Source organism: Streptomyces herbicida (assembly GCF_032656585.1).
In the GTDB taxonomy this organism is placed as follows: domain Bacteria; phylum Actinomycetota; class Actinomycetes; order Streptomycetales; family Streptomycetaceae; genus Streptomyces; species Streptomyces herbicida.
This window is the reverse complement of the sequence record NZ_JAUYWJ010000012.1, coordinates 22,618-46,521: the sequence shown is the minus strand read 5'-3', so window position 1 is coordinate 46,521 and position 23,904 is coordinate 22,618. Positions and strand designations below refer to the sequence as shown.

Annotated in this window: 17 protein-coding genes; 5 read left to right on the top strand and 12 right to left on the bottom strand. The window is 71.0% G+C overall.

All coding sequences use genetic code 11. The annotated features are described in order from the left end of the window. Nucleotides 1–4: 4 nt before the first annotated feature. Nucleotides 5–2,098, bottom strand: a complete 2,094-nt coding sequence (tkt, locus tag Q8A52_RS24830; protein WP_316755332.1) for a transketolase — start codon at nt 2,096–2,098, stop codon at nt 5–7. Nucleotides 2,099–2,244: 146 nt separating this feature from the next. Between tkt and Q8A52_RS24825 the strand changes: the two genes are divergently transcribed. Continuing rightward, entirely contained in the window at nt 2,245–3,174 is a 930-nt protein-coding gene (locus Q8A52_RS24825; RefSeq protein ID WP_316755330.1) for a helix-turn-helix domain-containing protein, read from the top strand. Here the strand turns inward: Q8A52_RS24825 and Q8A52_RS24820 are convergent. From Q8A52_RS24820 to Q8A52_RS24810, 3 genes are all read right to left on the bottom strand, one after another. Continuing rightward, on the bottom strand, nt 3,171–3,590 hold the full coding sequence (locus Q8A52_RS24820; protein WP_316755328.1) for a hypothetical protein: 420 nt from the start codon (nt 3,588–3,590) through the stop codon (nt 3,171–3,173). The two genes, Q8A52_RS24825 and Q8A52_RS24820, sit on opposite strands and share 4 nt — an antisense overlap. A gap of 208 nt (nt 3,591–3,798) precedes the next feature. Continuing rightward, entirely contained in the window at nt 3,799–5,187 is a 1,389-nt protein-coding gene (locus Q8A52_RS24815) for a glycoside hydrolase family 16 protein (protein WP_316755326.1), read from the bottom strand. 169 nt (nt 5,188–5,356) lie between these two features. Continuing rightward, nucleotides 5,357–6,601, bottom strand: a complete 1,245-nt coding sequence (locus Q8A52_RS24810) for a L,D-transpeptidase (RefSeq protein WP_316755324.1) — start codon at nt 6,599–6,601, stop codon at nt 5,357–5,359. A gap of 209 nt (nt 6,602–6,810) precedes the next feature. Here Q8A52_RS24810 and Q8A52_RS24805 point away from each other — a divergent pair, with 209 nt between their 5' ends. Both Q8A52_RS24805 and Q8A52_RS24800 read left to right on the top strand, forming a co-directional pair. After that, the gene (locus Q8A52_RS24805; protein WP_316755322.1) at nt 6,811–9,480 is read left to right on the top strand and encodes an FAD/NAD(P)-binding protein; all 2,670 of its coding nucleotides are present in this window, start codon (nt 6,811–6,813) and stop codon (nt 9,478–9,480) included. Nucleotides 9,481–9,732: 252 nt separating this feature from the next. Next, complete coding sequence (locus Q8A52_RS24800) at nt 9,733–11,004, top strand: lipase family protein (protein ID WP_456300749.1); 1,272 nt, start codon at nt 9,733–9,735, stop codon at nt 11,002–11,004. A 117-nt stretch (nt 11,005–11,121) separates the two neighbouring features. Here the strand turns inward: Q8A52_RS24800 and Q8A52_RS24795 are convergent, their stop codons facing one another. The 8 genes from Q8A52_RS24795 to Q8A52_RS24760 form a co-directional block, all read right to left on the bottom strand. Beyond that, on the bottom strand, nt 11,122–11,964 hold the full coding sequence (locus tag Q8A52_RS24795) for a hypothetical protein (RefSeq protein WP_316755318.1): 843 nt from the start codon (nt 11,962–11,964) through the stop codon (nt 11,122–11,124). Next, on the bottom strand, nt 11,964–13,634 hold the full coding sequence (locus tag Q8A52_RS24790; RefSeq protein ID WP_316755316.1) for a histidinol-phosphatase: 1,671 nt from the start codon (nt 13,632–13,634) through the stop codon (nt 11,964–11,966). The genes Q8A52_RS24795 and Q8A52_RS24790 overlap by 1 nt, the downstream gene beginning before the upstream one ends. Before the next feature lie 30 nt (nt 13,635–13,664). Further along, entirely contained in the window at nt 13,665–15,491 is a 1,827-nt protein-coding gene (locus Q8A52_RS24785) for a LamG-like jellyroll fold domain-containing protein (protein WP_316755314.1), read from the bottom strand. Between the two features lie 80 nt (nt 15,492–15,571). Next, nucleotides 15,572–17,485, bottom strand: coding sequence for a beta-galactosidase small subunit-related protein (locus tag Q8A52_RS24780; RefSeq protein ID WP_316755312.1), 1,914 nt, complete (start codon nt 17,483–17,485; stop codon nt 15,572–15,574). Next, nucleotides 17,485–18,321: a carbohydrate ABC transporter permease gene (locus Q8A52_RS24775; RefSeq protein ID WP_316755310.1), complete on the bottom strand. Its 837-nt coding sequence runs from the start codon at nt 18,319–18,321 to the stop codon at nt 17,485–17,487. The genes Q8A52_RS24780 and Q8A52_RS24775 overlap by 1 nt, the downstream gene beginning before the upstream one ends. Before the next feature lie 14 nt (nt 18,322–18,335). Further along, on the bottom strand, nt 18,336–19,298 hold the full coding sequence (locus Q8A52_RS24770; RefSeq protein WP_316755308.1) for a carbohydrate ABC transporter permease: 963 nt from the start codon (nt 19,296–19,298) through the stop codon (nt 18,336–18,338). Then, nucleotides 19,298–20,584, bottom strand: coding sequence for an ABC transporter substrate-binding protein (locus Q8A52_RS24765; protein ID WP_316755307.1), 1,287 nt, complete (start codon nt 20,582–20,584; stop codon nt 19,298–19,300). Before Q8A52_RS24765 ends, Q8A52_RS24770 begins: the two co-directional genes overlap by 1 nt. A gap of 44 nt (nt 20,585–20,628) precedes the next feature. Then, nucleotides 20,629–21,648, bottom strand: a complete 1,020-nt coding sequence (locus Q8A52_RS24760) for a carbohydrate kinase family protein (RefSeq protein WP_316755305.1) — start codon at nt 21,646–21,648, stop codon at nt 20,629–20,631. A gap of 141 nt (nt 21,649–21,789) precedes the next feature. On the opposite strand from Q8A52_RS24760, the gene Q8A52_RS24755 reads away from it, so the two are divergent. Together Q8A52_RS24755 and Q8A52_RS24750 are read left to right on the top strand one after the other, a co-directional pair. Next, a complete protein-coding gene (locus Q8A52_RS24755; RefSeq protein ID WP_316755303.1) occupies nt 21,790–22,554 on the top strand; it encodes a DeoR/GlpR family DNA-binding transcription regulator in 765 nt (254 codons plus the stop codon). Continuing rightward, nucleotides 22,551–23,888 (top strand): 6-phospho-beta-glucosidase, encoded by a 1,338-nt coding sequence (locus Q8A52_RS24750; protein WP_316755301.1) that lies wholly within the window; start codon nt 22,551–22,553, stop codon nt 23,886–23,888. Before Q8A52_RS24755 ends, Q8A52_RS24750 begins: the two co-directional genes overlap by 4 nt. The last annotated feature ends 16 nt before the right edge of the window (nt 23,889–23,904 follow it).

Below are 23,904 nucleotides of genomic sequence, written 5' to 3'. Positions count from 1 at the left end.
CGGATCAACCGCGGGCGGCGGCGAGGCCCGTGGATGAATCAAATGCAGCCCTGGCGGCCGCGGCGACGTTCTCCGGGGTGAAGCCGAACTCGGCGAAGAGGGTCTTGGCATCGGCGGAGGCGCCGAAGTGTTCGAGGGAGACGATGCGTCCCGTGTCACCGGTGAAGCGGTACCACGTCAGGCCGATGCCGGCCTCGACCGCGACGCGGGCCCGCACGGACGGAGGAAGCACCTGGTCGCGGTAGGCGAGCGGCTGCTCCTCGAACCACTCCACGGACGGCATCGACACGACCCGAGTGGCGATCCCCTCGGCCTCCAGCAGCTCACGGGCGGCCACGGCGAGCTGCACCTCGGAGCCGGTGGCGATCAGGACGACGTCGGGCGTCCCGGTGGACGCCTCCCGCAGGACGTAACCGCCCTTGGCCGCGTCCTCGTTGCGGGCGTACGTCGGCACGCCCTGCCGGGTGAGGGCCAGTCCGTGCGGGGCCGGGTGGGTGGCGTGCCGCCGGAGGATCTCGGCCCAGGCCACGGCGGTCTCGTTGGCGTCCGCCGGGCGGACGATGTTCAGACCGGGGATGGCACGCAGCGAGGCCAGGTGCTCGACCGGCTGATGGGTGGGGCCGTCCTCGCCGAGGCCGATGGAGTCGTGCGTCCACACATACGTCACCGGCAGCTGCATCAGGGCCGACATACGGACGGCGTTGCGCATGTAGTCGGAGAACACCAGGAAGGTGCCGCCGTAGACACGGGTGTTGCCGTGCAGGGCGATGCCGTTCATCTCCGCGGCCATGGAGAACTCGCGGATGCCGAAGTGGATCGTGCGGCCGTACGGATCGGCCTCGGGCAGCGGGTTGCCCCGGGGCAGGAAGGACGAGGTGGCGTCGATGGTCGTGTTGTTGGACCCGGCGAGGTCGGCGGAGCCGCCCCACAGCTCGGGGAGGACCGCGCCGAGCGACTGGAGCACCTTGCCGGAGGCCGCGCGCGTGGCGACGGACCTGCCCTCCTCGAAGACGGGAAGAGTGTCCTGCCAGCCCTCGGGCAGCTGACCGGCCACCACACGGTCGAACAGCCGCGCGCGCTCGGGCTCGGTGCCGCGCCACTCGGCGATCCGCTTGTCCCAGGCCGCATGGGCCTCGGCACCCCGGTCGAGGGCCCGGCGGGTGTGGGCGAGGACCTCGTCGGCGACCTCGAAGCTCCGCTCGGGGGCGAAGCCGAGGACGCGCTTGGTGGCGGCGATCTCGTCGGTGCCGAGCGCGGAGCCGTGGGAGGCCTCGGTGTTCTGCGCGTTCGGGGCGGGCCAGGCGATGATCGTGCGCATCGCGACGATCGAGGGGCGCCCGGTCTCGGACTGCGCCGCCCGCAGTGCCGCGTACAGCGCGTGGACGTCGATGTCGCCGGTCTCGGCGGGCGTGATGCGCTGCACGTGCCAGCCGTAGGCCTCGTAGCGCTTCAGCACGTCCTCGGAGAAGGCCGTCGCGGTGTCGCCCTCGATGGAGATGTGGTTGTCGTCGTAGAGGAGGACGAGGTTGCCGAGCTTCTGGTGCCCCGCGAGGGAGGAGGCCTCGGCGGAGACGCCCTCCTCCAGGTCGCCGTCGGAGACGATCGCCCAGATCGTGTGATCGAAGGGGGAGGCGCCCTCCGGGACCTCCGGGTCGAACAGGCCGCGCTCGTAGCGGGCGGCCATCGCCATGCCGACGGCGTTCGCGACGCCCTGGCCGAGCGGTCCCGTGGTGGTCTCGACGCCCGCCGTGTGCCCGTACTCGGGGTGGCCGGGCGTCTTCGAGCCGTGCGTGCGGAACGCCTTCAGATCGTCCAGCTCCAGCTCGTACCCGGCGAGGAACAGCTGGGTGTAGAGGGTCAGCGAGGTGTGGCCGGGGGACAGGACGAAGCGGTCCCGGCCGGTCCACTCCGGATCGGCCGGGTCATGGCGCATCACTTTCTGAAAGATCGTGTACGCGGCGGGGGCCAGGCTCATCGCGGTGCCCGGGTGGCCGTTCCCGACTCGCTGTACGGCATCGGCGGCGAGGAGGCGGGCGGTGTCCACGGCCCGCCGGTCGAGGTGGGTCCACTCGAAGCCGTCGGGGGTCTGCGTGCTCATCTTCAAGAAGTCCTCGATGGATGCGGGATTGCTGACCGGACGCGTTCAAAAGTAAAAGTCTGACTTTTTCGAGGGAAGGTCGGGGTGTGCCAGCCTTTGGTGAAAGTGGGACACCGGCGGCACTCGAGGGACGGCACGGGAAAGACATGGCGGACAGAACCGCCCAAGACGGCGGCGGAGACGGGATCAGAACCTTCCCCTTCCCGGTCGATCTGAGCCTCTGCGGCGTGGGCATGCAGGTCGGACCCATGGGCGCCGGCCGCACCTGGCACGCCGACGCCCCGCTGCACCGCGTCCACCGCATCGACTTCCACGTCGTCATGCTCTTCGACCACGGTCCCGTACGGCACATGATCGACTTCGCCGAGTACGAGGCGACGGCCGGCGACCTGCTGTGGATCCGCCCTGGGCAGGTCCACCGCTTCTCGGACACCGACGAGTACCGCGGATCCGTCCTGACCATGCAGCCCGGCTTCCTGCCCCGGGCCACCGTGGAGGCCACCGGCCTCTACCGCTACGACCTGCCGCCGCTGCTGCGCCCCGGCCCGGCGCAGCTCGCCGCCCTGCGCGCGACCCTCGCCCAGCTGCAACGCGAGTACGAGGACGCCGCGACCCTTCCGCTGACCCTGCACACGGCGGTGCTGCGGCACTCCCTGACCGCGTTCCTGCTCCGTCTGGCACACCTCGCGGCCAGCTCCGCGGAGGCCGCCCGGCGCCAGGCCGACACGACGTTCACGCTCTTCCGTGACGCGGTCGAGAAGGGGTTCGCGACCAACCACAGCGTCAGCGCGTACGCCGACGGCCTCGGATACTCCCGCCGCACCCTCGTCCGCGCGGTCCGCGCCGCCACCGGCGAGACGCCCAAGGGCTTCATCGACAAGCGGGTGATCCTGGAGGCCAAGCGCCTGCTCGCGCACACGGACATGCCGATCGGGCGGGTGGGCGCGGCGATCGGCTTCCCCGACGCCGCGAACTTCTCCAAGTTCTTCCATCTGCACACGGGACAGACGCCGGTGGGATTCCGGGCGGAGCTGCGACAGGGGTCCGGGCCGGAGGGGGGAAGCCCCGGTCGCTAGTACCCCATCGGCCGGTAGTACCCCAGCACCGCCGCCAGCTGCGCGAACCACTGCCCCAGCACGTCGCGCGGCTTCGCCGCCACGACGCACTCGTACATCCTGCCGTCGAGGTGGACGACGGCCATCATCAGCGCTTTGCCCGAAGGACTGGCCTTGTAGTGGACGCTGCGGATCTCCGGCCAGGGGAACTCGGCGATGACGTCATGGTCCTCGAAGGCGACACCGTTCATGTCGACCACGATCGAGTTGTGAAGGTCGACAGCCAGGAACTCCGGTCCCGTCGGCGCCGGTTGGGGCGGTACCGGCGGCTGGGGCGGCACCGGCGGTTGCGGGTACTGCTGCGGAGGGGCGTACTGCGGCGGCGGGGGCCCGAAACCCTGTGGCTGCTGCCGGCCGTACGGCTGCTGATTCGTCATGGGTCCCCCGGTCCCCCGCACTTCGTCGTCTCCCAGGGAAAACCTACCCGCCGCCTCCGAACTCCGCGCTCGCCAAGCCGTCGATCACCGTCTCTTCGCCGTAGTTCGTGGCGGTTGCTCCGGGTCGTGTGCATGACGGCGACGCCGAGCGTCGACCCATACGTGAAGGTCGAGCCGCCCAGCGCCGCCGAGTGCGGCAGCGGCCGTGTCAGTGACCGAAGTCGAACCAGTTGACGTTCACGAAGTCGGCCGGCTGTCCGCTGGTGAAGGTGAGGTAGACGTCGTGGGTGCCGGTCACCGAGGCGATGTTGGCCGGGACCGTCCGCCAGGACTGCCAGCCGCCCGTGTTGGCCAGCGCGAAGCTGCCGATGGGTGCGTTGGTACGGCTGTCGAGGCGCACCTCGACCAGTCCGCTCACCCCGGAGCCCGCACCGCTCGCCACCCGGGCGAAGAACTGGGTGGCCGGTGTGGAGCCGAAGTTGACGCCCTTGTACTGTGCCCAGTCGCCGCTCGCGAGCCAGCCGATGTCCTGCCCGCCGCCGGTGTCCGTGGTTGTCTCGGTGCCCACGCCGGACTGGCTGTCGTACGACTCGGCCTGGATCGCGCTGTAGGCGTCCCGGTTGCCGGAGGGCGGGGGAGTGGTACCGCCCCCACTGCCGGACTGGAGGACCTGGACGTAGTCGACGACCATCGGATGCCCGGACTCGGTGTCGCCGTCCAGGCCGCCGCCGAGCGCGTCCGGGAAGGCGCCGCCCATCGCCACGTTCAGGATGACGAAGAAACCGTGATCGGTGGCGTTGGCCCAGGTCGTCGCGTCGACCTGGTTCGCGGTCACCGTGTGGTAGTTGACGCCGTCGACGTAGAAACGGATCGCCTCTGGGCTCACCGAGCGGTCCCACTCCATCGAGTAGGTGTGGAAGCCGGACTGGCAGGTGGTGTTCGGGCAGGCGACGGAGTTGCCGATGCCGGTGGTCTCGTTGCAGGGGCCGCCGGGGTTGGTGCCGCAGTGCATCGTGGCCCAGACCTTGTTCAGCCCCTGGACGTTCTCCATGACGTCCAGCTCGCCGACGCTCGGCCAGTTCTGGTAGTTGCCGCGGTAGGGGGCGCCCAGCATCCAGAAGGCGGGCCAGTAGCCCTCGGCCGCGGTGCCGGTGACGTTCGGCATCTGCAGGCGGGCCTCGACCCGCAGCTTGCCGCCGGCCGGGGGCCGGAAGTCGGTGCGGGTGGTCTCGATGCGGCCCGACGTCCAGCGGCCGCCCGCGTCGCGCACCGGGGTGATGCGGAGGTTGCCGTTTCCGTCGAGCGAGACGTTGCTGGTGCTGGACGTCATCGTCTCGACCTCGCCGGTGCCCCAGCCGGCGGGGCCGCCGGGGTACGAAGTCCCGGTGTCGTACTGCCAGTTGGCGGTGTCGACGCCGGAGCCCGCGGAGCCGTTGAAGTCGTCGAGGAAGACCTGGGTCCAGCCGGACGGGGGTGTGGGGGCGGAGGCGCTGGCGGGCAGGGTCGCGGCCGTGGCGGCAGCGGCGGCCAGGCCGATCGTCGCCAGCACGGCGACGAGGGCCCGCCGCCGTCTGGGTATACCGGAGGTTTCACTCATGGGGGTGCCTCTCGGGTACGGAGGGGAAGCGCGGGTGACCTTGAGGGCGAATGTTGAGAGCGCTCTCAGAGTGGGCCCAATGTGCTCTCCGTATCTCCGGTCGTCAAGACTTAAAGCAAGGAAAGTCGTTGGTTCTCAATCGAGTTCATGTGGTGAAGCCGCCGTGGGACTAGAGCGCGCTGCCCGCCTTCCAGTCCGCCCAGGACAGGTTCCAGCCGTTGAGGCCGTTGGACGCCTCCACGGTCCTCTCGCCCGAGTTCGTCACGATCACCACGTCACCGAGCATGGAGCTCTCGTAGAACTTGTAACCCGCCACGGAGCTGTCGTTCGCGCCCTTCGCGTCGTGCAGGCCGATGCACCCGTGGCTGGTGTTCTGGTGCCCGAACACGGAGCCGGACGCCCAGTAGTTGCCGTGGACGAAGGTGCCGGAGGTGGTCAGGCGCTGGGCGTGCGGCACATCCGGGATGTCGTACTCGTCGCCGAGTCCGACCGTCGACGACTCCATCCGGGTCTGCTGGAAGCGCTCGCTGATCACCATGATCCCGGACCAGGTGCTGTGCTGGGCACTGCCGCCGCTCACCGGATGGGTGGCGACGGTCCTGCCGCCCCGTTCGACGGTCATCTCCTTCGTCGCCAGGTCGACCGTGCTGATCTGCTCGCGGCCGATGTGGAAGGTGACCTCCTTCGACTGGACGCCGTACACACCGTCCGATCCCTCGACGTCCTTCAGCCGCAGGCCGAGAGTGATCTTCGTGCCGGCCGCCCAGTAGTTCTCCGGCCGGAAGTCCAGCCGGGTGTCGCTGAACCAGTGGCCGACCACCTCGACGGCCGGGTCGGCGGTCACCGTGATCGCCTTCTGCACGGCAGTCCGGTCCTTCACCGCATGCGTGAAGTTGATCGACACCGGCATGCCGACGCCGGAGGTGGAGTTCGCCTCGGGCGTGAAGTACCCGACGAACGTCGCGCCGGGCGACTTGGTGGTGAACGTCGTCACGGTCTCCTCGGCGGCGCCCTTCGCCTTGACGGTCACGGTGTACTTCGTGCCGGAGTAGGGGTTCTTCGCCGAGGTCCACTTCGTCCGGGAGTCGTGGTAGGAGCCCGGCAGGGTGGAGCCGTCGTGGCCGGTCACGGTGACCGAGGCCAGGGTGCCGTCCGTGACGGTGACCTCGACGGGGGTGTCGAATTCGGACTTTCTGGTGCCGGAGGAGGGCGTGACCGTGATCGTCGCCTTCTTGGTCGTGACGGTCCGCTCGGACGCCGTGGTGTCCTTGCCGTCCGAGACCGCCGAGGCGTCCGCGGACGCGCCGCAGCCCGCGAGGGCCGCGGCCGGTACCGCCCCGAAAGCGGCGAGGATTCCGCGCCGGGTCCACCGCGACCGCCGCCCCGACCGGTTCGAAATGTGCGAGACGCCCACGACACGCCTTCCTGAGTTGTCCGTCCGTGCCTGGGCATCCTGCGTCACTTGTATGTAGTGACTCTTTGAATCCGAGGGGTGCTTGCTGAGATTCCGGTGAGGACACGCGGCCCGGGACGGCCGGAAACCGCGGTTGCCGGGGCCCCTGCAGGTATCGGAAGAATTCGGAACAGCAAGAAGCAGTCGGCCCAATCCCGCCGGAGGTATCCGTGACCCAAGTCCGTAAGCGGCAGACCGTGGCCATCGTCGGAGCCGGCGCGGCGGGCGCCCTGACCGCCGTCCAGCTCTGCGAGACGGCGACCCGCCGCCGGACTCCGCTGGACGTCGTCCTCGTCGACCCGGCACCGGAGGCGGGTCGCGGCACCGCCTACGCCACGCCCGACCCCCGCCACCGGCTCAACGTCCCCGCGGGCAACATGAGCGCCTACCCCGACGACCCGGGGCACTTCACCCGCTGGCTGTGCCGGCACGGCGAACCGTCGGTCACCGCCGCCGACTTCGCCACCCGCTACCGCTTCGGCGCCTATCTCGCCGACACCCTCGGCCAGGCAGTCGTCCGCGCCCACGGCACGGTCGCCGTGCGCCGGCTGCGCACCCGCGCGGAGGGCTGTACCGGTACCCCCGACGGCCGGGTGGAGCTCAGTCTCGCCGACGGGGGACAGCTGACCGCGGACGCCGCCGTCCTCGCCACCGGCCCGTCCGGCGCGTCCGCGGCCTGGGCCCCGCCCGCCCTGCGCGCCTCGCCCCGCTTCGTCGGCGAGCCGTGGGCGCCCGGCGCCCTGGACGGCGCGCGCGACGGCACCGACGACGTGCTGCTCGTCGGCACCGGCCTGACCGCCGTCGACCTCGCCCTGACCCTCGACCGCCCCGGCCGTACCGTGCACGCCCTGTCCCGCAGCGGACTGCTGCCCCAGCCGCACGCGCTGCGCCCGGCCGGGGTGATGCCCGCACCGGAGGACCTCGACGACACATCCCTGGGCAGGCTGCGCCGGGCCGTCTACCGCCACCTCAGTCGCTCGGTCCGCACCCACGGCGACTGGCGCCCCGGCCTGGACAGCCTGCGCCCGCACACCGTGCGGCTGTGGCGCAGCCTCACCCCCGAGGAGCGGGAGGAGTTCCTGGCCCGCGAGGGCGCCCTGTGGAACACCCATCGCCATCGCATGGCCCCCGCCACCGCCGAACACGTCTCCCGGGCCCGCACCGCCCGCCGCCTCCACGTCCGCACCGGTACGGTCGTCCGCGCCGCCGCCCACGAGGACGGGACCCTCGCCGTCGAACTCTCGGGCGGCCGCACGCTGCACGTCGGCTGGGTGGTCGACTGCACCGGGCCGGGGCGCCGTCTCGACGACCCGCTGTGGGCATCGCTGTTCGCCTCCGGCGCAGCCGTGCACGGCCCGCTGGGCATGGGCGCGGCCACCCGTGACGGGCAACTCCTCGACGTCCATGGCCTCACCGGGCTCCCGCTGTTCACCCTCGGCTCCCCGCGCCGCGGCGAGCTGTGGGAGACCACCGCCATCCCCGAGATCCGCGTCCAGGCGGCCGAGTTGGCCCAGCAGCTGCTGGCTCCGCTCACCCCGAAGCCGCGCGCGGGCCGCCGCCCCGTCGACGGGCACGGCCTCGCCCTGACCACCCACGCCGAGGCGGCCGCCGCCTATCGCTCCGGACTCGACCGGGTCCTCAGGGTGCGGTCCGGCGCCGAGGACGCCTTCGCCCGCTCGGTCGCCCTCGATCCCGGCTTCGCCCTCGGCCATGCCGCCCTCGCCCTGCTGGGCCACGAGTGCTCGGCCGCCGTCGACGTGCCGCGCGCCCTCGCGGACGCGCAGCGCTGCGCCCGCGAGCGGGCCGACGAGCGCGAGCGCTCCTTCGTGGACGTGATCAGCCGCCGGGTCACCGGCGACGACGGTGACGAGGCGCTCGTACGCCACCTCGGGGAGCACCCCGGTGATGCGCTCGCGCTGGCGGCGGCGGTGCCCACCATCGCCTTCTCCGGTGTCAGCGACCTCCAGGACGACGAGGCGCTGGGTCTGCTCGAGCTGACGTCGCCGGCATACGACGGGCACTGGTTCCACACCTCACTGCTCGCGTTCCTGCGCCAGGGGCAGGGCCGGCTGCACGAGGCGGGCGAACTCGCCCACCGGGCCCTGGCCGTCGAACCGGCCTCCGGGCACGCCGTGCACGCTCTGGCGCATGTGCACTACGAGTCGGGCGCGCACGAGGCGGGCCGCGACTGGCTCGACCGCTGGGTGTCGGGGCGGGGCCGGGGCGCGGTCCACAGGGCGCACTTCTCCTGGCACATCGCCCTGCACGAACTGGCCCTCGACGACCCGGCCGCGGTCCGCAGGCGCTGGTTCGCTCAGCTCGCGCCCGGCCGGGTGACCGGAATGCGGGCCCTGGTCGACTCGGGGTCGCTGCTCTGGCGGGCACGGCTCAGCGACAGCTGGCAGGGCGAACTGCCCGCCGCGGACGTGCTGGACTCGGTCGGCCGAGAGGTGCTGGAGCGGCCGGCGACCGCGTTCACCGCCTTGCACGCCGCCGTCGCCCTGACCGCCGCCGGGGACCTGCCCGCCCTGCGCAGGCTGCGCGACCACGCGGCGGGTGCCGATCCCGTGCAGCGCGAGGTCGTCGCGCCGCTGTGCGAGGCGTTCGCCGCGCTCATCGAGGAGCGCTTCCGGGAGGCGGCCCGCGATCTGGACGCGCTGCTGCCCGTGCTGCGCAGGGTCGGCGGCAGCGCGGCGCAGCGCGAGGTCGTCGAGGAGACGCTGCTGTACGCGCTGGTGGCGGACGGCCGCTGCGACGCGGCCCGCCAGCTGCTGGACGCCCGTCTCGACCGCAAACCGGCGCCCCGCGACCGCCGGTTGCTGGCCGAACTGCCCGGCTGACCGAACGTCCGCCCCCACCTGGGCCCCGCATCCGATCAGGTTCGGATGCGGGGCCCGCCGCCTTGTGGCCGCCCCGAGGCTAGTCATCGGCGCACAGCCCTGCCCGCGTCGGTTCATCGTCCTTTAACTATCAGCGCTTACCTACGGTTCCGTAACCTCACGGCCTGCTCTGCTTCACGAAGCTCTTCACCCCACGGGAAGGGACGCTCTGAGGTGATGTCACACAGGTCGAGGAAGCCGCTCGCGAAGCGGCTGCCGAGGAGAGCCGCACTGTTCGCCGCCGCGGGTCTGCTCGGCGGACTGCTGGGCGTGCCGGCGGTGACCGCGGCGGCCGGGACGCCGGAGGCGTGCTCCGCCGCGGACGCCGACATATACCGCCCCCCGGACCGCGCGGCCGCCGCTCCGGGTGCCGTCGTCGCCTGCCGCCACGTCGACTCGCTCCCCATGGTGATCGGCGGTCCGCCGCTGGACGCCTGGAAGGTCCAGTACGGCTCCACCGACAGGCGGGGCAAGCCGGTCTCCGTCGCCGGCACCGTAGTCGTACCGAAGAAGCCGTGGACCGGTCCCGGTGAGCGGCCGCTGGTCGCGTTCGTGCCCGGCACCCTCGGCATCGGGCCGCAGTGCGCGTTCTCCAAACAGCTGGCCGGCCAGTACCAGGACGCGTACGAGGGCCCCAACATGGCGGCGCTGCTCAACGCCGGTTACGCCGTCGCCGCGACGGACGGCCAGGGATACATGGACGGCCAGGTCCACCCGTACGCCTCGGGCGCCGAGGCCGGTCACGCCGCCCTCGACATGGCTCGCGCGGCCGCCCGGGTGCCCGGCAGCGGGGTGAGTCCCGACGCCAGGGTAGGCATCTGGGGATACTCGGAGGGCGGTTCGGGCAGCCTGTGGGCGGCCCAGCTCGCCCGCTCGTACGCGCCCGAGCTGAACGTCGTCGGCGCCGCCTCCGGGGGGATCCCCACCGACCTCAAGCAGGTGGCGGGCAACCTCGACGGACAGTTCTTCGCCGGGTTCCTGATCGACGCGTTCATCGGTCTGTCCATCACCCACCCGGACATGCCGTTCGGCGAGGTACTCAACGACAGCGGCCACAAGGCCGTCAAGGACGCCGAGTCGCTGTGCGCGCTCGGCACCGTCAGCCGCTTCGCGGGCGCCCGGGTCGAGCAGTACACCAAGGACGGGCTGACCCTCGACCAGTTGTACGCCCTGCACGGCCCCGACGGCACCACCTGGGGCGATGCCGTCGAGGCCAACAACCTCGGCGTCGGCATCGGCACTCCCGGCTCGGGCTCCCGCTACGAGATCGGGTTCCCGGTGCTGCAGTACCGCGGCATGCTCGACGAGGTGATCCCCGCCGGCATGGCCAACGGCACGCGGCGCGCCTACTGCGCCGCCGGAATCACCACCCGGTGGACGCCGTACGTCGGTGATCACCTCACCGGCGACCCGCAGTCGGTCGGCGACGTGGTCGCGTGGCTCGGCGACCGGTTCGACGGCAAGGCGGCGAAGGGCAACTGCTGATCCCCGAGCGGTGGTTGACCGTTCCGTGAACGTCCCCGTGCCGCAGCCCCACGGCACGGGGACCCTTGCTTTTGGGACTGAGGACTCCGGGACTCCAGGCTCGAGCCCCGGGCCCTGTCACCCCTGCCGGTACGCGTACACGGTCGTCGCCACCGCGCAGACGCCCGGCGGGATCACCTCCGCGCGCAGGGTGCCGGACTGCGAGTCGTAGTCGACGCCCTCCGCCTCGAAGGTGCCCGAGCAGATGCTCGTCTGGTCCAGCGCGAACAGGCTCTTCACCGAGCCGGTGACCGGCTGTCCGTCCAGCTTGTGCGGGAGGTCGACCTGGAGCAGCGGCCGGATCTCGGGGAAGAGCGTCCCCGAGGCGTCGTCCGAGGCGCACACCAGGCGGGTGTCGGTGACGAAGTCGCAGCCCTGGATGTCGCGAACCGGCTTGTCCAGGGTGATCTGCCCCGCCTCCGGCAGGTCGCCGCCCTTGGCCGGGGTGGCCGGGTTGAGCAGGGGAGCGGGAAAGACCTGCAGCCTGCTCTGGTCGCCCCATTCGCCCGACACCAGCCACTGCCCGTCGGGCGAGACGGCGGCGAAGGAGTTGTTGACCTTCTCGCCCGGGTTCAGCCGGTGCGTGTACTCGTAGCGCTGTCCGGACGGCGTGGTGACCGCGTACATCTTGGACGTGGCCGTGTCCGCGCCCTGGTAGGCGTCGAAGACGTAGCCGCGCGCGATGTCCGGGTCACCCACGTGGTTCCAGCCCTTGATCCGCAGGTCCAGCGGGATGTCCAGCAGCCCGCGGTACAGCAGCGAGCCGTTCGCGCGGCTCGCGAGGCCCTGCCCGCCGCCGAGGGTGTCCGTGTACGAGGTTCCGGTCTGCGCCCAGTGCGGTTCCCCGGAGGCGAAGGCGCTCGGGGCCCCGAGGGTCAGAGCTGCGGTCAAGGCGGCGAGGACGACCAGCTGACGCTTCATCAACAACCTTCCACGTCTACGAAGATGGGGTTGGAATAGAACCACGTATCGGCCCACGGGTCACCGTTGCCGGGCTCGTGGGAGATCGGTCCGTGCGGGTCCACGGACGCGCCCAGATACCCCGCGCCGTTCCGGTTCCCGTCGCTGCCGCGCAGCCGGACGTAGAAGGACTCGTCCCCGGCGGTCAGCGGGATGCGCAGGGTGTACGTCCCCTTGCGGCCGGACACGTCCTTGGTCTGCACGACCTTGGTGTCGGGCGCCTTCCAGGTGTCGCGGTCGGTCACCGGACCGCGCACCGCGCCCCGGATCACGTCCACATGCGCCAACTGGGGCAGGATGCCGTGCGGGTTCGCCCGGGAGGCGGTCGTCACCGTCACGTACAGCGTGATCCGCTCGCCCTTGCGCACTCGCAGCCGGCCGCCCAGCGTGACGCCCCGCCCGAAGTCGCAGTCCCGCTTCAGGCGTACGTCGAGGCCGTCGAGCAGATGCCCGTGGTCGAGCCAGACTCGGCCCGCGCGCAGGCCCGCCATCACCGCGCGGTAGCCGTAGCGGGTCACGCCGACGTGGGTGCGGCTGAACTCGCCGGGCCAGAAGTCGCTGCCCGGCTGCGGGGTGCCGGTGTCGACCGGGTCGGGCAGCTTTCCGGTGTTGTCGAAGTTCTGGCCGGCCGGCCAGTCGCCGTTCTTCCAGGTGTCGAAGACGGTGCGGTGGTTGTCGGAGTTGGTGGTGATCGAGAACAGCCGGCCCTCGGCCAGCATCGAGTCCCACAGGCCGCCGACGGTGGCGGTCGCCCAGTCGAAGCCGCCGTAGGTGAGGTAGGCGCCGGCCGGGTATCCGGCGTAGGAGTTGGCGGACGGAGCGTTCTGGTACTCACCGCGGATCGACGTGGCGCCGCCCCAGCCGGGGATGGCCGCGCCCTGGGCGCCGGGCGCGCCCTCCATGCCGATCATGATCTCGGGTGCGGCGTCGCGCCAGTTGCGCATCTCGTGCGGGGAGTCGATGCCCAGGCGCAGCGGGTGGTTGGCGAACACGAGGACGTCGTCGACATAGCCGGTGCGGCGCTGCTGGGCGAGCCACTGGACGGCCTTGACCGCGTGGGCCTCGTTGCGGGCCGTGTTCGGGTTGCCGGGGGCACCGTCGGTGTAGCCGAGCAGCTTGCCGTCGTAGGCGAGCTCGAACTGCGTGAGCAGGTCGACCTCGTTCGGGCCGGGGGCCGCGAAGATCGTGCAGTGCTCGGCGGCCGGGATGTACCACTCCAGGCCCTGGAAGATCAGCCGGCGCGGGTTCTCGGCGCGGGCCTTCAGGATCTCCTGGTGCTCCAGCTTGGCGCCGTAGTAGGCGTGGCCGAAGTTGGAGTGCTCGTTGAACACCATCCAGTCCAGGCCGTACTTGGCGGCGGCCCGGGCCTGCTGGGAGAAGGTGTACTTCGCGTCGTGGCTGTAGACGGAGTGGACGTGGTGGTCGCCGACCAGATAGGCCAGGCGCGGGTCCTCGCCGCCGAAGCCCCGGCCGGGGGCGGCGACGGCCGGGGTGGCCGCCCCGCCGAGGGCGAATGCCGCGCCGAACAGGCCCGCACGGCACAGGAGTTGGCGTCTCGACACACCCTGGGCGTCGAGGTCGGCGGGGGAGACCGCCGGGTCGGCCCATTCGGGCAGCTGCTGCTCGGTCATGGTGGTCCTCGTGATCCTCGTGAAATGGGGTCAGTGGGTCATGAAGGAGGTGACGGGCAGCGCCCGGGACACGATCCGGACGTCACCGAGCCGGCCGTGCAGGATCTGGTCGATCTTCCCCGCGTACTCGTAGCCGCCGAGCAGCCAGGGCAGCCCGGCCGAGGCGATGCCGACGGCGGCGGCGTGCGGGTTGCGGGCCACCGGGCAGCCCTGGACGTACATGATCGTGTGCCGTCCGTCGTTGACGACGGCGAGGTGCCACCAGGTCTCGCGGGCGGTCTCGTCACCCCAGTTGGTGGCGAGCTGCTGCTGGTTGAGCGGATGGACCGCCCACTGCGGGCCAGGTCCGTCGGAGATCGACAGCGTGGCGAGCGGCTCGTCGGGATCGTCCGTGACCGGTCCGGCGGAGCCGTTGTTGCCCGTGCGGCTGACCAGGCCGGACCAGGCGTTGTGGCCGGCGTCCCAGTCGGCCGGCAGCCGGTAGAACGCCTCGATGGTGTAACCGTGCGCGAAGGTGGCCGAGTTGAGGGGAGCCCCGTCGACCGTGCGCAGATAGGCGCCCTTCAGCGGGGACTTGTAGCCCCGGAACTCCAGGCTGCCGTGGCCGGGCTGGTCGGGGTGGTGGTCCGGGGACCAGTCGAGCGTGCCGCCGCCGACCGAGACGACGGTGAGGTCGTTGCCGCGCCCCGAGAGGTCACGGACGGTGCCGGAGGGCGGCGACTCGAACCGCCAGTAGGCCGCCGTCCCGGGTATCAGCATCTTCGACGCGGGCCGTACCGGGCGCACGGGCACCGGGTCGAAGCCCGCGAAGCGCTCCTCGAAGTCGATCTCGACCGAGAAGCGGTCCGCGTCGCCGCTCAGCTCGATCTCCTGCCGCTCCAGCTCGTTGAGCCCCTGTCCCGCGCGGCCCAGGATCCACGGGGAGACCGTCTCGACGTCGATGACCTTGCGGTCGAGGTCGAAGTGGTAGAGACGGATCATCGCCGCGCCGCCGAAGTACCGGTTCTGGTAGTTCGTCAGGTGCAGGTGGACCTCGTTGCCCGCGGCGTTCTTGCGGGTCGCCCGGCCCGCGGGCCAGTAGTGCCCGTTGAGGGTGAGGAATATCTGGTCGTGGCCCTCGATCAGCTGGTCCCACAGCTGCTGCCCGTAGGACGACAACGTGTCGTCCTCGACGACCAGTTCGTGCGTGGTGAGGACGACCGGCGTCTTCGGGTGGGCGGCGAGGACGTCCTTCGCCCAGGCGTACCCCTTCGCCGACAGCCGCCAGTCCAGCGCCAGCACCATCCACTCGCGCCCGGCGGCCCTGAACAGATGGAAGGTGTTGTAGCCGTCCGGGGAGGCGCCGCCGTACGTCGGCTTCCCCCGGAACCGCTTCGGCCCGAACGCGTCCAGGTACGGCGTCGCACCGCGCTGGTCGTCGGTCGAGGACCGCACGTCGTGGTTGCCGGCGAGGACGCTGTAGCCGACTCCGCGCCGGTCGAGGATCCCGAACGCCTCGCTGATCGCGGCGACTTCGGCCTGAGCGCCGTTCTGGGTGAGGTCGCCGAGGTGGGACAGGAAGACGATGTTGTCGTCCTTGCCGTGCTCCAGCAGATAGCGCAGGGACGCCTCGATCGGCGCCTTGTCGATGCTGGGCCCGTCGAAGAGGTACTGGGTGTCGGGCATCACCGCGAGGGTGAAGCGGCGGCTCGCGGTGTCGGGCCGCCGGCCGCTCTTCTCGGCCGCCTCGGCGACGGTCGGCAGGGCGACCCCGGCGGTGGCGGCGGCGCCGATCAGCGCGGTGGCCCTGAGGAAGTTGCGTCGTCCGGCGTCGGCCTGCGCGGCCTCGCCCTGGCTGTGGTCATGCGAAGTACACACGAGTGCTCCGTGAGAGTGGTGAGACCGAGGAGAATGAGGGTGGTGAGACCGGGGGAACGAGAGTGGCGCGGCCGGGGGATTCAGAGAACGCGCAGGGTCCGGCTCCAGCGGTGGACACCCGGTGGGATGCGGTACCGGGGAGAGGTGTCGGGTCCGCGCGAGGCCGTGCCCAGCCCTCGGTGCTCCGCGTCGATGTGCACGACGCAGCCGGGGAGCGGCACCAGCTCGCCGTGGTGCGAGGCAGCGGCCGGGTCCTGGGCGCGGTGGCGGGTGACGGAGACCTGGCGCGGCTCGTCGAGCACCACCGCAAGGCCGGTGGCGTCCGGTGCCGACAGGGTGAACCGCCGTACGCCGTGCCGGCCGCCGCTCGCCTGCGGACGCAGACAGGACGTGAACAACTCGTCGACGAGGACGGAGTGATGGCCGGGCGCCCCCGCACTCCGGTCGGGATACGACGCCCAGGGCCCCTGCCCGAACCACTCCAGCAGCTCCAGGCCCGGCGCCGTCCCGAAGACCGTGCCGACCCGCGCCACGTCCTCGAACTCTCCCCCAAGCTCTCGGCTCCGCTCGACCAGGGGAGACCCCCATGACAGCTCGGCCTCCTCATCGACCCGGACGCCGCCCGCGACGGGCGTGAACACCTGCCGGTGCCGTACGACCCCGACCGTCCAGGCGTACTCGGCGTGCACCGTCACCCGGCCGCCGTCCCGCCGTACCGACACGACCTTGCGGACGAGTGAGTCGAGACCGCCCGCCCGCCGGCGCTGCGCCATGCCGCCCAGCTCGTCGTCGGTGGGCGCCCGCCACAGCGAGAGAGCCGGGGCGGCCGTCAGCAGCGGATGGATCAGCAGGCCCTCGCCGTCGACCTCGACGGACCGGTCCGCAGGAACGTCCTCGAGCACGGCCGGACCGAGCAGCCGGATCCGCGGCACGCACACCTCGGTCCCGCGCGGCGCCCACGGCACATCCTCCGCCGTGCTCACCCGCAGCGTCAGCCAGGCCTCGCCGCCGTCGCGCGGCACGGCGAAGGGAAGCGGCACGGCCGCCGTCTCGCCGGGCCGCAGATCGGGCAGTTCGGCGGGCGCGGACAGCGTACGGCCGTCCGCCAGGGACAGCTCCCACTCGCCGGACAGCCAGTCCAGGCCCCGGAAGCGCTGATGGTTGGAGAGGACGATGCCCTCGTGCCTGAAGCACTCGATCCGCACCGGCGCCGTGAGCTCCCGGTGCTCGTACAGCACGGGCTGCGGGGTGCGGTCGGGGAAGACGACACCGTCCGCGATGAACGCGCCGTCGTGGATCGTCTCGCCGAAGTCGCCGCCGTACGCCCAGCGATGGCCGGGCGCGGCGACAGCGTTGTCATACAGCCCGGCGTCTGCGCGTCCGGCCGGTCTTCCGTTGCTCACGCGCTGAAGAATTCCGTGGTCCCAGAACTCCCGGATGAACCCGCCCTGAAGACCCGGGGTGGCCTCGATGGCGGCCCAATGGTCGGCCGGCGTGCCGTTGCTGTTGCCCATGGCGTGCGAGTACTCGCACTGGATCAGCGGCCTGGTCCGTTCCCCGTCGTGGTGAGCCCCGTGGTCGGACCCGTTCAGCAGGTCCCGGCCGGCGATCTCGACGTCGCGGAAGCCGACGCGGTGGTGCGAGGTGTCCGCAACCGTTCCGTCGGCGCGGTGCAGGCGGACGGTCAGGCCGTACGGCTCGGGTCTCTCCCGCTCCTCCTCCGCGTTGACCCGGTCGGACTCGGCGTCCCGCGCGAGGAGGTGACCCTCCGGCTCACCGGTGACGTACCACCGTGCGGGCAGGGCCCCGTCCGCGTCCCGCACCCGGCAGTCCACCTGCAGTGCGCCCTCCCGCGCAGGCGGCAGCCGGAACCGCCAGTCGCCGTCCAGGGACACGGCACCCGGGCGGCGGACGGCGTTCATCGGCAACCGCCCCCAAGAGGTCACCTCGGGTGCCTCCCGGGGGCGCAGGGCGATCAGGGGATCGCGTGACATCAGCGGATGGCCCCCTTGCCCAGGTCGCCGATGATCTGCCGGGCGCCGATCGCGAACACGATCAGCAGCGGGACGAGGGCGAGCAGGGCGCCGGTCATCACCATGCCGTAGTCGGTCGTGCCATGGGTGCCGTTGAGCTGGGACAGCGCGACCTGGAGGGTGACGTTGTCGGGGTTGGTGAGGGCGACCAGGGGCCAGGCGTAGTCGTTCCACTGGCTCATGAAGGTGAAGATGCCGAGGAAGGCGAGTCCGGGGCGCACGACCGGGAGCGCCACGTGCCAGTACTGGCGCAGGAAGTTCGCCCCGTCGATCCGGGAGGCGTCGAGGAGCTCGTCGTGGATGGCGCCCTTCATGTACTGGCGCATCCAGAAGATGCCGAACGCGTTGGCCGCCGCCGGGACGATCAGCGAGGTCATCGAGCCGATCCAGCCGAGCTTCGCCATGATCACGAACTGCGGGATGGCGGCGAGCTGCGCCGGCACCATGAAGATGACCATCAGCAGTGCGAACAGCACGTTCTTGCCGGGGAAGTCGAACTTGGCGAACACGAAGGCCGCCAGCGAGTCGAAGAACAGGACCAGGAAGGTCACCGAGCCCGCGACGAGCAGCGAGTTGAACATCGAGCCGAAGAAGTCGATGTTGTCGAAGAGATGGCGGGCGTTCTCGAGGAAGTGCGAGCCGGGCAGCAGCTTCGGCGGGTACGAGAAGATCTCGCTCGAGGTGTGCGTCGACATGATGACGGCCCAGTAGAACGGAAAGGCCGACAGCAGCAGACCGATGACGAGCACGGTGTGCAGTGCGAAGCCCCGGCTGCGCGTTCCCTTGATGGATGCCATGGTGAGCGGCCTCCCTAGTCTTCGCCCCGGCGCTGCACCAGGCGCCAGTTGATGATCGAGAAGAGGATGACGACGAGGAAGACGCCCCACGCCACGGCGGCGCCGTAGCCGAAGTCGTTGTTGTCGAAGGTCTGCTGGAAGAAGTACAGGACCATCGTCCGGCCGGCGTGGCCCGGACCGCCCGAGAACGTCGAGTCGTTGGCGGTCGTCTGCAGCAGCACCTGTGGTTCGGAGAAGCTCTGCAGACCGGTGACGGTGGACACGACGAGCACGAACAGCAGCACCGGCCGCATCATCGGCAGGGTGATCCGGACGAAGGTCTGCACGGGACCGGCGCCGTCCATCCGGGCCGCCTCGTACAGTTCGCCGGGAATCGTCTGCAGTCCCGCGAGGAAGATGATCGCGTTGTAGCCGGTCCACTGCCAGGTCATCAGGGTCGCGATGGCGACCTTGATGCCCCACGGCGTGTTCAGCCACGCCACCTGGTCCAGGCCCACGGCCTGCAACAGGGCGTTCACCAGGCCGAAGTTGGTGGAGAACACCGAGCCGAAGATGATCGCGACGGCCACGACCGAGGTGACGTTCGGCAGGAAGTAGGCGAAGCGGTAGACGTTCTTGAAGCGTACCGCCGAGTTGAGCATCACGGCAGTCACCATCGCCAGGAAGATCATGGGGAAGGTGGCCAGCGCCCAGATGACGACGGTGTTGCCGACCGAGCTCCAGAAGTCGTTGTCGCCCAGCAGGTACTGGTACTGGGACAGGCCCGCCCACTCCATCGGGCCGAGGCCGTCCCAGCGGTGCAGGGAGACGTAGAGCGAGAAGCCGACGGGGATCAGACCGAAGGCGAGGAAGAGGAGGTAGAAGGGGGAGATGGCGGCATAGAGGTGCCAGTACGTGCGCAGGCCCTTCCTGGGACGCACGGTGCGCGCCCCGGCCAGGGCCGCCGGGGGCTTCTCCAGTGCGGGGACGGTGGCCATCAGTGGCTCACCCCCAGGTGCTCGGCTATGCGTCTGCATGTGCTCATGGCGTCGCTCCAGGCCTTCTTCGGGTCCTTGCCGAGGACGCCGACGTTCTTGATCTCGTCCTTGATCGGCTGCCCGAGCGCCACGTCGAACGGGCTGTTGTAGGCGACCGCGATCTGCCGCGCGGCGGGCCCGAAGATGTCCATGGTGACCTGGCCGCCGAAGAACGGGTCCGGTTCGCGCAGCTGCCTGAGGCCGTAGGAGGCGGGGGTGGACGGGAAAAGTCCCGCGTCCACGAATCCCTGGGCCTGGTTGGCCGCGTCGAGGAGCCACGTGATGATCTGGAAGGCCCGCTCGGGCTCACGGCACGCCTTGGTGATCGACAGGAACGAGCCGCCGTTGTTCGAGGGCCGTTCGGGCATCTGGGCCACCCGCCATCTGCCCTTGGTCTTCGGTACACCGCTCTTGATGTCGTTGGTGGCCCAGGACGCGTTGAGCTGGCTGGGCAGCTTGCCGTCCTGGACGGCCGACAGCTGGTCCGGAGTGCCATTGACGAAGTCCGAGACGATCCCCCGGCGTTTCGCCTCCACGGCCAGTGCCCAGGCGGCGCGCACATGCTCCTGGTCGCCGATGAAGTGGCGGTCCTTGTCGACGTACCGCTTGCTGCCCTGCTGCACCGCGTTCTCGAAGACGACGTTCACGTCGGTGAGCAGACAGGTCCCCGGGATCCGCTTCCTGAGCCGCTCGCCGGCCGAGAAGAACTTCTCCCAGGTGTTCAGCTCCCGCGAGACGTCGGCGGGTTCGTACGGCAGCCCGGCCTTGCGGAAGACGTCGTACTGGTAGTAGTGCGCGACCGGGCCGCAGTCGATGGGGAAGCCGACCATCGTGCCGTCGTCGGCGAGGCCCTGGTCCCACTTCCACGGCAGGTACTGGCTCCGGTACTTGTCCGCGCCCAGCCTCCTGAGGTCCACGAACTGGTCGGCGTTGGGCAGATAGGACGCCATGTCCTCGCCCTTGAGGCCCGCGATGTCGGGGATGTGGGCACGGCCGGTCATCGTGGTGATCAGCTTGGAGCGGTAGTAGCCGCCGATCTTGATGGGCTGCAGGTTCACCGTGCTGTCGTAGCGGGCCCTGGCCTTCTCGACGACGGTGTCGCCGAGACCGCCGTCCCAGTACCACAGGACCATGTTCCGGCCGGTCGAACCGGTCGGCACGGCACAGCCGGTGGCCAGGCCGCCGAGTGCCGTGGCGGCCGGACCGGCCAGGCCCGCGCGCAGCAGGCCTCTTCGTGAGAGCCGCACAGCTCCCACCGCCTTTCGGATCTGTTCGGACTTACGTACGGGGATCAGTGCTGCCGTGCGGGAGGGGTGACGGGGGCGTAGGTCACCGGTGGGCCCACCTGCGCGGGGATGCGGTCCGCGAGGAAGCCGTACGACCGCCGCAGTCCGGGGTCGGTCAGCGAGTGCCACCAGCGGTCCACGCCGTACCAGCCGGGGGCCGCGAGTGCCCCGCCGTGGTGCCGTACGGACAGTCCGGCCGCGAGCACCGCGAACCGGAGCCGCTGTTCCAGCGGCCAGCCGCCCAGCGAGGCGGCGACGAAGCTCGCGCCGAAGACGTCACCGGCGCCCGTGGTGTCGAGGACATCGATGTCAAGGGCCGGGACCTCCGCGTACTCGCCCGTCGTCTGGTCGACGGCCAGGGCTCCGTCGCCGCCGCGGGTGACCACGGCGACCGGTACGAGCTCGGAGAGCGTGCCGAGGGCCGCCACGGCGCTGTCGGTGCGCGTGTAGGCCATCGCCTCGGTCTCGTTGGGGAGGAAGGCGTGGCACAGGGCCAGTTGGTCGAGCAGGTCGGTGGACCAGCGCTGGGTGTGGTCCCAGCCGACGTCGGCGTAGATGTGCGTGCCGCCCGCGGCCGCCTTGGCGATCCACTCGCGCGGTTCGGCCTCGAGGTGCACGAGGGCGGTGCGCGCCTCGGGCGGGTCGCCCATCAACGCGTCCTGCGAGTACGGGGGTTGCCGGCCGTGGGTGACGAGGGCCCTGTCCCGGCCCCGGGCCAGGGAGACGGTGACCGGGGTGTGCCAGCCGTCGGCGGTGCGGGAGAGGGAGAGATCGACGTGTTCCTGGCCGTCGAGGACGGCACGGCAGTGCTCGCCGTAGAAGTCGTCGCCGAAGACCGTGGCCAGCGAGGTCCTGAGGCCGAACCGGGACGCGGCCACCGCCAGGTTCGCGATGCCGCCGGGGCCGCAGCCCATGCCGGCCGTCCAGATCTCCTCGCCCGGCGTGGGCGGCTTGCCCAGACCCGTGAGGACGAGGTCGTAGAAGAGCAGCCCGGTCAGCAGCACGTCGGGCCGGTCGTCGTCCACGGATACGTCCTCTCGTCCGGAGTGCTCGTCAAAACTCTTCAATTCGGTGACCGGAATCGTGGCGCTGCTCCGCGACATTGGTCAATACCCGAGCAGAACTGAGCATGGATTTGATTGAAGATGACGAGTAGTGTTCATGGCGTGCTGGCAGAACGACGACATCAACTCATCCTGCGGGCCCTGCGCTCCGGCGGCCCCGCGGCCGTGACCGACCTCTCCGAGCAGCTCGGCGTGAGCCCGGCCACGATCAGGCGCGACCTGCTCAGACTGGAGGAGGACGGCCTGCTCACGCGGGTGCACGGCGGCGCGGTCGTGGAGGAGGGGGACCAGCCCTTCGCCGAGGTCGCCGAGGTGCGCGTGCCCGAGAAGGACGCCATAGCGGCGCGCGCGGCGGCGATGGTCGGGGACGGCCAGTCGGTGCTGCTCGACATCGGCACCACCGCCTACCGTCTGGCGCGCCAGTTGCACGGCCGTCGGCTCACCGTGATCACCAGCAATCTGGTGGTCTACGAGGAACTCGCCGACGACGAGGGCATCGAGCTGGTGCTGCTCGGCGGCATGGTCCGCCGCGAGTACCGCTCCCTGGTCGGCTTCCTCACCGAGGACAACCTGCGCCAGCTGCACGCGGACTGGCTCTTCCTCGGCACCAGTGGAGTGCGGCCCGGTGGGCAGGTGATGGACACGACGGTCGTGGAGGTGCCGGTCAAGCGGGCCATGATCAAGGCAAGCGAAAAGGTCGTCCTGCTCGCCGACTCGGCGAAGTTCCCGGGTACGGGGATGGCGAAGGTCTGTGGTCCCGAGGACCTGGACGTGGTCGTGACGAACGCGCCGGTCGACCCGGTGACGCGCTCCTCCCTGGAGGAGGCGGGCGTCGAGGTGGTCCTGGCAGGAGAGGTGCAGCCGTGAAGCTGACGATTCTGGGCGGTGGCGGATTCCGGGTCCCGCTCGTGTACGGGGCACTGCTGACGGACCGCGGCGAGGGGCGGGTGACGGAGGTCGTCCTGCACGATCTGGACGACGGCCGGCTGCATGCGATCGCCCGTGTACTGGCCGAACAGGCGTCGACCGTGGCCGACGCGCCGCGGGTGACGGCCACCACCGACCTCGACGAGGCCCTGCGCGGCGCCGACTTCGTCTTCTCCGCGATCCGGGTCGGCGGCCTGGCGGGCCGGGCCGAGGACGAGCGGGTCGCGCTCGCCGAGGGCGTGCTCGGCCAGGAGACGGTCGGCGCGGGAGGCATCGCATACGGTCTGCGGACGGTCCCCATCGCCGTCGGCATCGCCCGGCAGGTGGCCCGCCTCGCCCCCGACGCCTGGGTCATCAACTTCACCAACCCGGCCGGCCTGGTCACCGAGGCCATGTCCCGCCATCTCGGCGACCGCGTCATCGGCATCTGCGACTCGCCCGTCGGCCTCGGCCGCCGTATCGCCCGGGTGCTCGGCGTGAGCCCCGAGGAGGCGTGGATCGACTACGTCGGTCTCAACCACCTCGGCTGGGTGCGCGGCCTGCGGGTCGCCGGGCGCGACGAACTCCCGCGCCTGCTCGCCGACCCCGACCTGCTCGGCTCCTTCGAGGAGGGCAAGCTCTTCGGCACCGACTGGCTGCGGTCCCTGGGCGCGATCCCCAACGAGTACCTGCACTACTACTACTTCAACCGCGAGGCCGTCGGCGCCTACCAGCAGGCCGGGCAGACCCGCGGCGCCTTCCTGCGCGACCAGCAGGCCCACTTCTACGAGGAGATGCGCAACCCGGACGCGTCGGCCCTCACCGCCTGGGACCGCACCCGCGCGGAGCGCGAGGCCACCTACATGTCCGAGAACCGGGAGACGGCCGGCGCCGGCGAGCGTGATGCCGACGATCTGTCGGGCGGTTACGAGAAGGTCGCGCTCGCCCTCATGCGAGCCATCGCCCGCGACGAACGCACCACCCTGATCCTGAACGTGCGCAACGCGGGCACCCTCTCCGTGCTCGACCGTGACGCCGTCATCGAGGTCCCCTGCCTGGTCGACGCCAACGGCGCGCACCCGGTCGCGGTCGACCCGCTGCCCGGCCATGCAACGGGCCTGGTGTGCGCGGTCAAGGCGGTCGAGCGCGAGGTGCTCGCCGCCGCCGAGTCCGGCTCCCGTACGACGGCCGTGAAGGCCTTCGCACTCCATCCGCTGGTCGACTCCGTGAACGTGGCCCGCAGGCTCGTCGAGGGCTACACCGCCGTCCATCCCGGCCTGGCCTATCTTGAGTAAGCGCTTTCACCTCGCT

What these genes read in the sequence shown, in the direction of transcription:
- tkt (WP_316755332.1), bottom strand. Translation starts at nt 2,098, where the DNA reads ATGAGCACGCAGACCCCCGACGGCTTCGAGTGGACCCACCTCGACCGG.
- Q8A52_RS24825 (WP_316755330.1), top strand. Translation starts at nt 2,245, where the DNA reads ATGGCGGACAGAACCGCCCAAGACGGCGGCGGAGACGGGATCAGAACC.
- Q8A52_RS24820 (WP_316755328.1), bottom strand. Translation starts at nt 3,590, where the DNA reads ATGACGAATCAGCAGCCGTACGGCCGGCAGCAGCCACAGGGTTTCGGG.
- Q8A52_RS24815 (WP_316755326.1), bottom strand. Translation starts at nt 5,187, where the DNA reads ATGAGTGAAACCTCCGGTATACCCAGACGGCGGCGGGCCCTCGTCGCC.
- Q8A52_RS24795 (WP_316755318.1), bottom strand. Translation starts at nt 11,964, where the DNA reads ATGAAGCGTCAGCTGGTCGTCCTCGCCGCCTTGACCGCAGCTCTGACC.
- Q8A52_RS24790 (WP_316755316.1), bottom strand. Translation starts at nt 13,634, where the DNA reads ATGACCGAGCAGCAGCTGCCCGAATGGGCCGACCCGGCGGTCTCCCCC.
- Q8A52_RS24780 (WP_316755312.1), bottom strand. Translation starts at nt 17,485, where the DNA reads ATGTCACGCGATCCCCTGATCGCCCTGCGCCCCCGGGAGGCACCCGAG.
- Q8A52_RS24775 (WP_316755310.1), bottom strand. Translation starts at nt 18,321, where the DNA reads ATGGCATCCATCAAGGGAACGCGCAGCCGGGGCTTCGCACTGCACACC.
- Q8A52_RS24770 (WP_316755308.1), bottom strand. Translation starts at nt 19,298, where the DNA reads ATGGCCACCGTCCCCGCACTGGAGAAGCCCCCGGCGGCCCTGGCCGGG.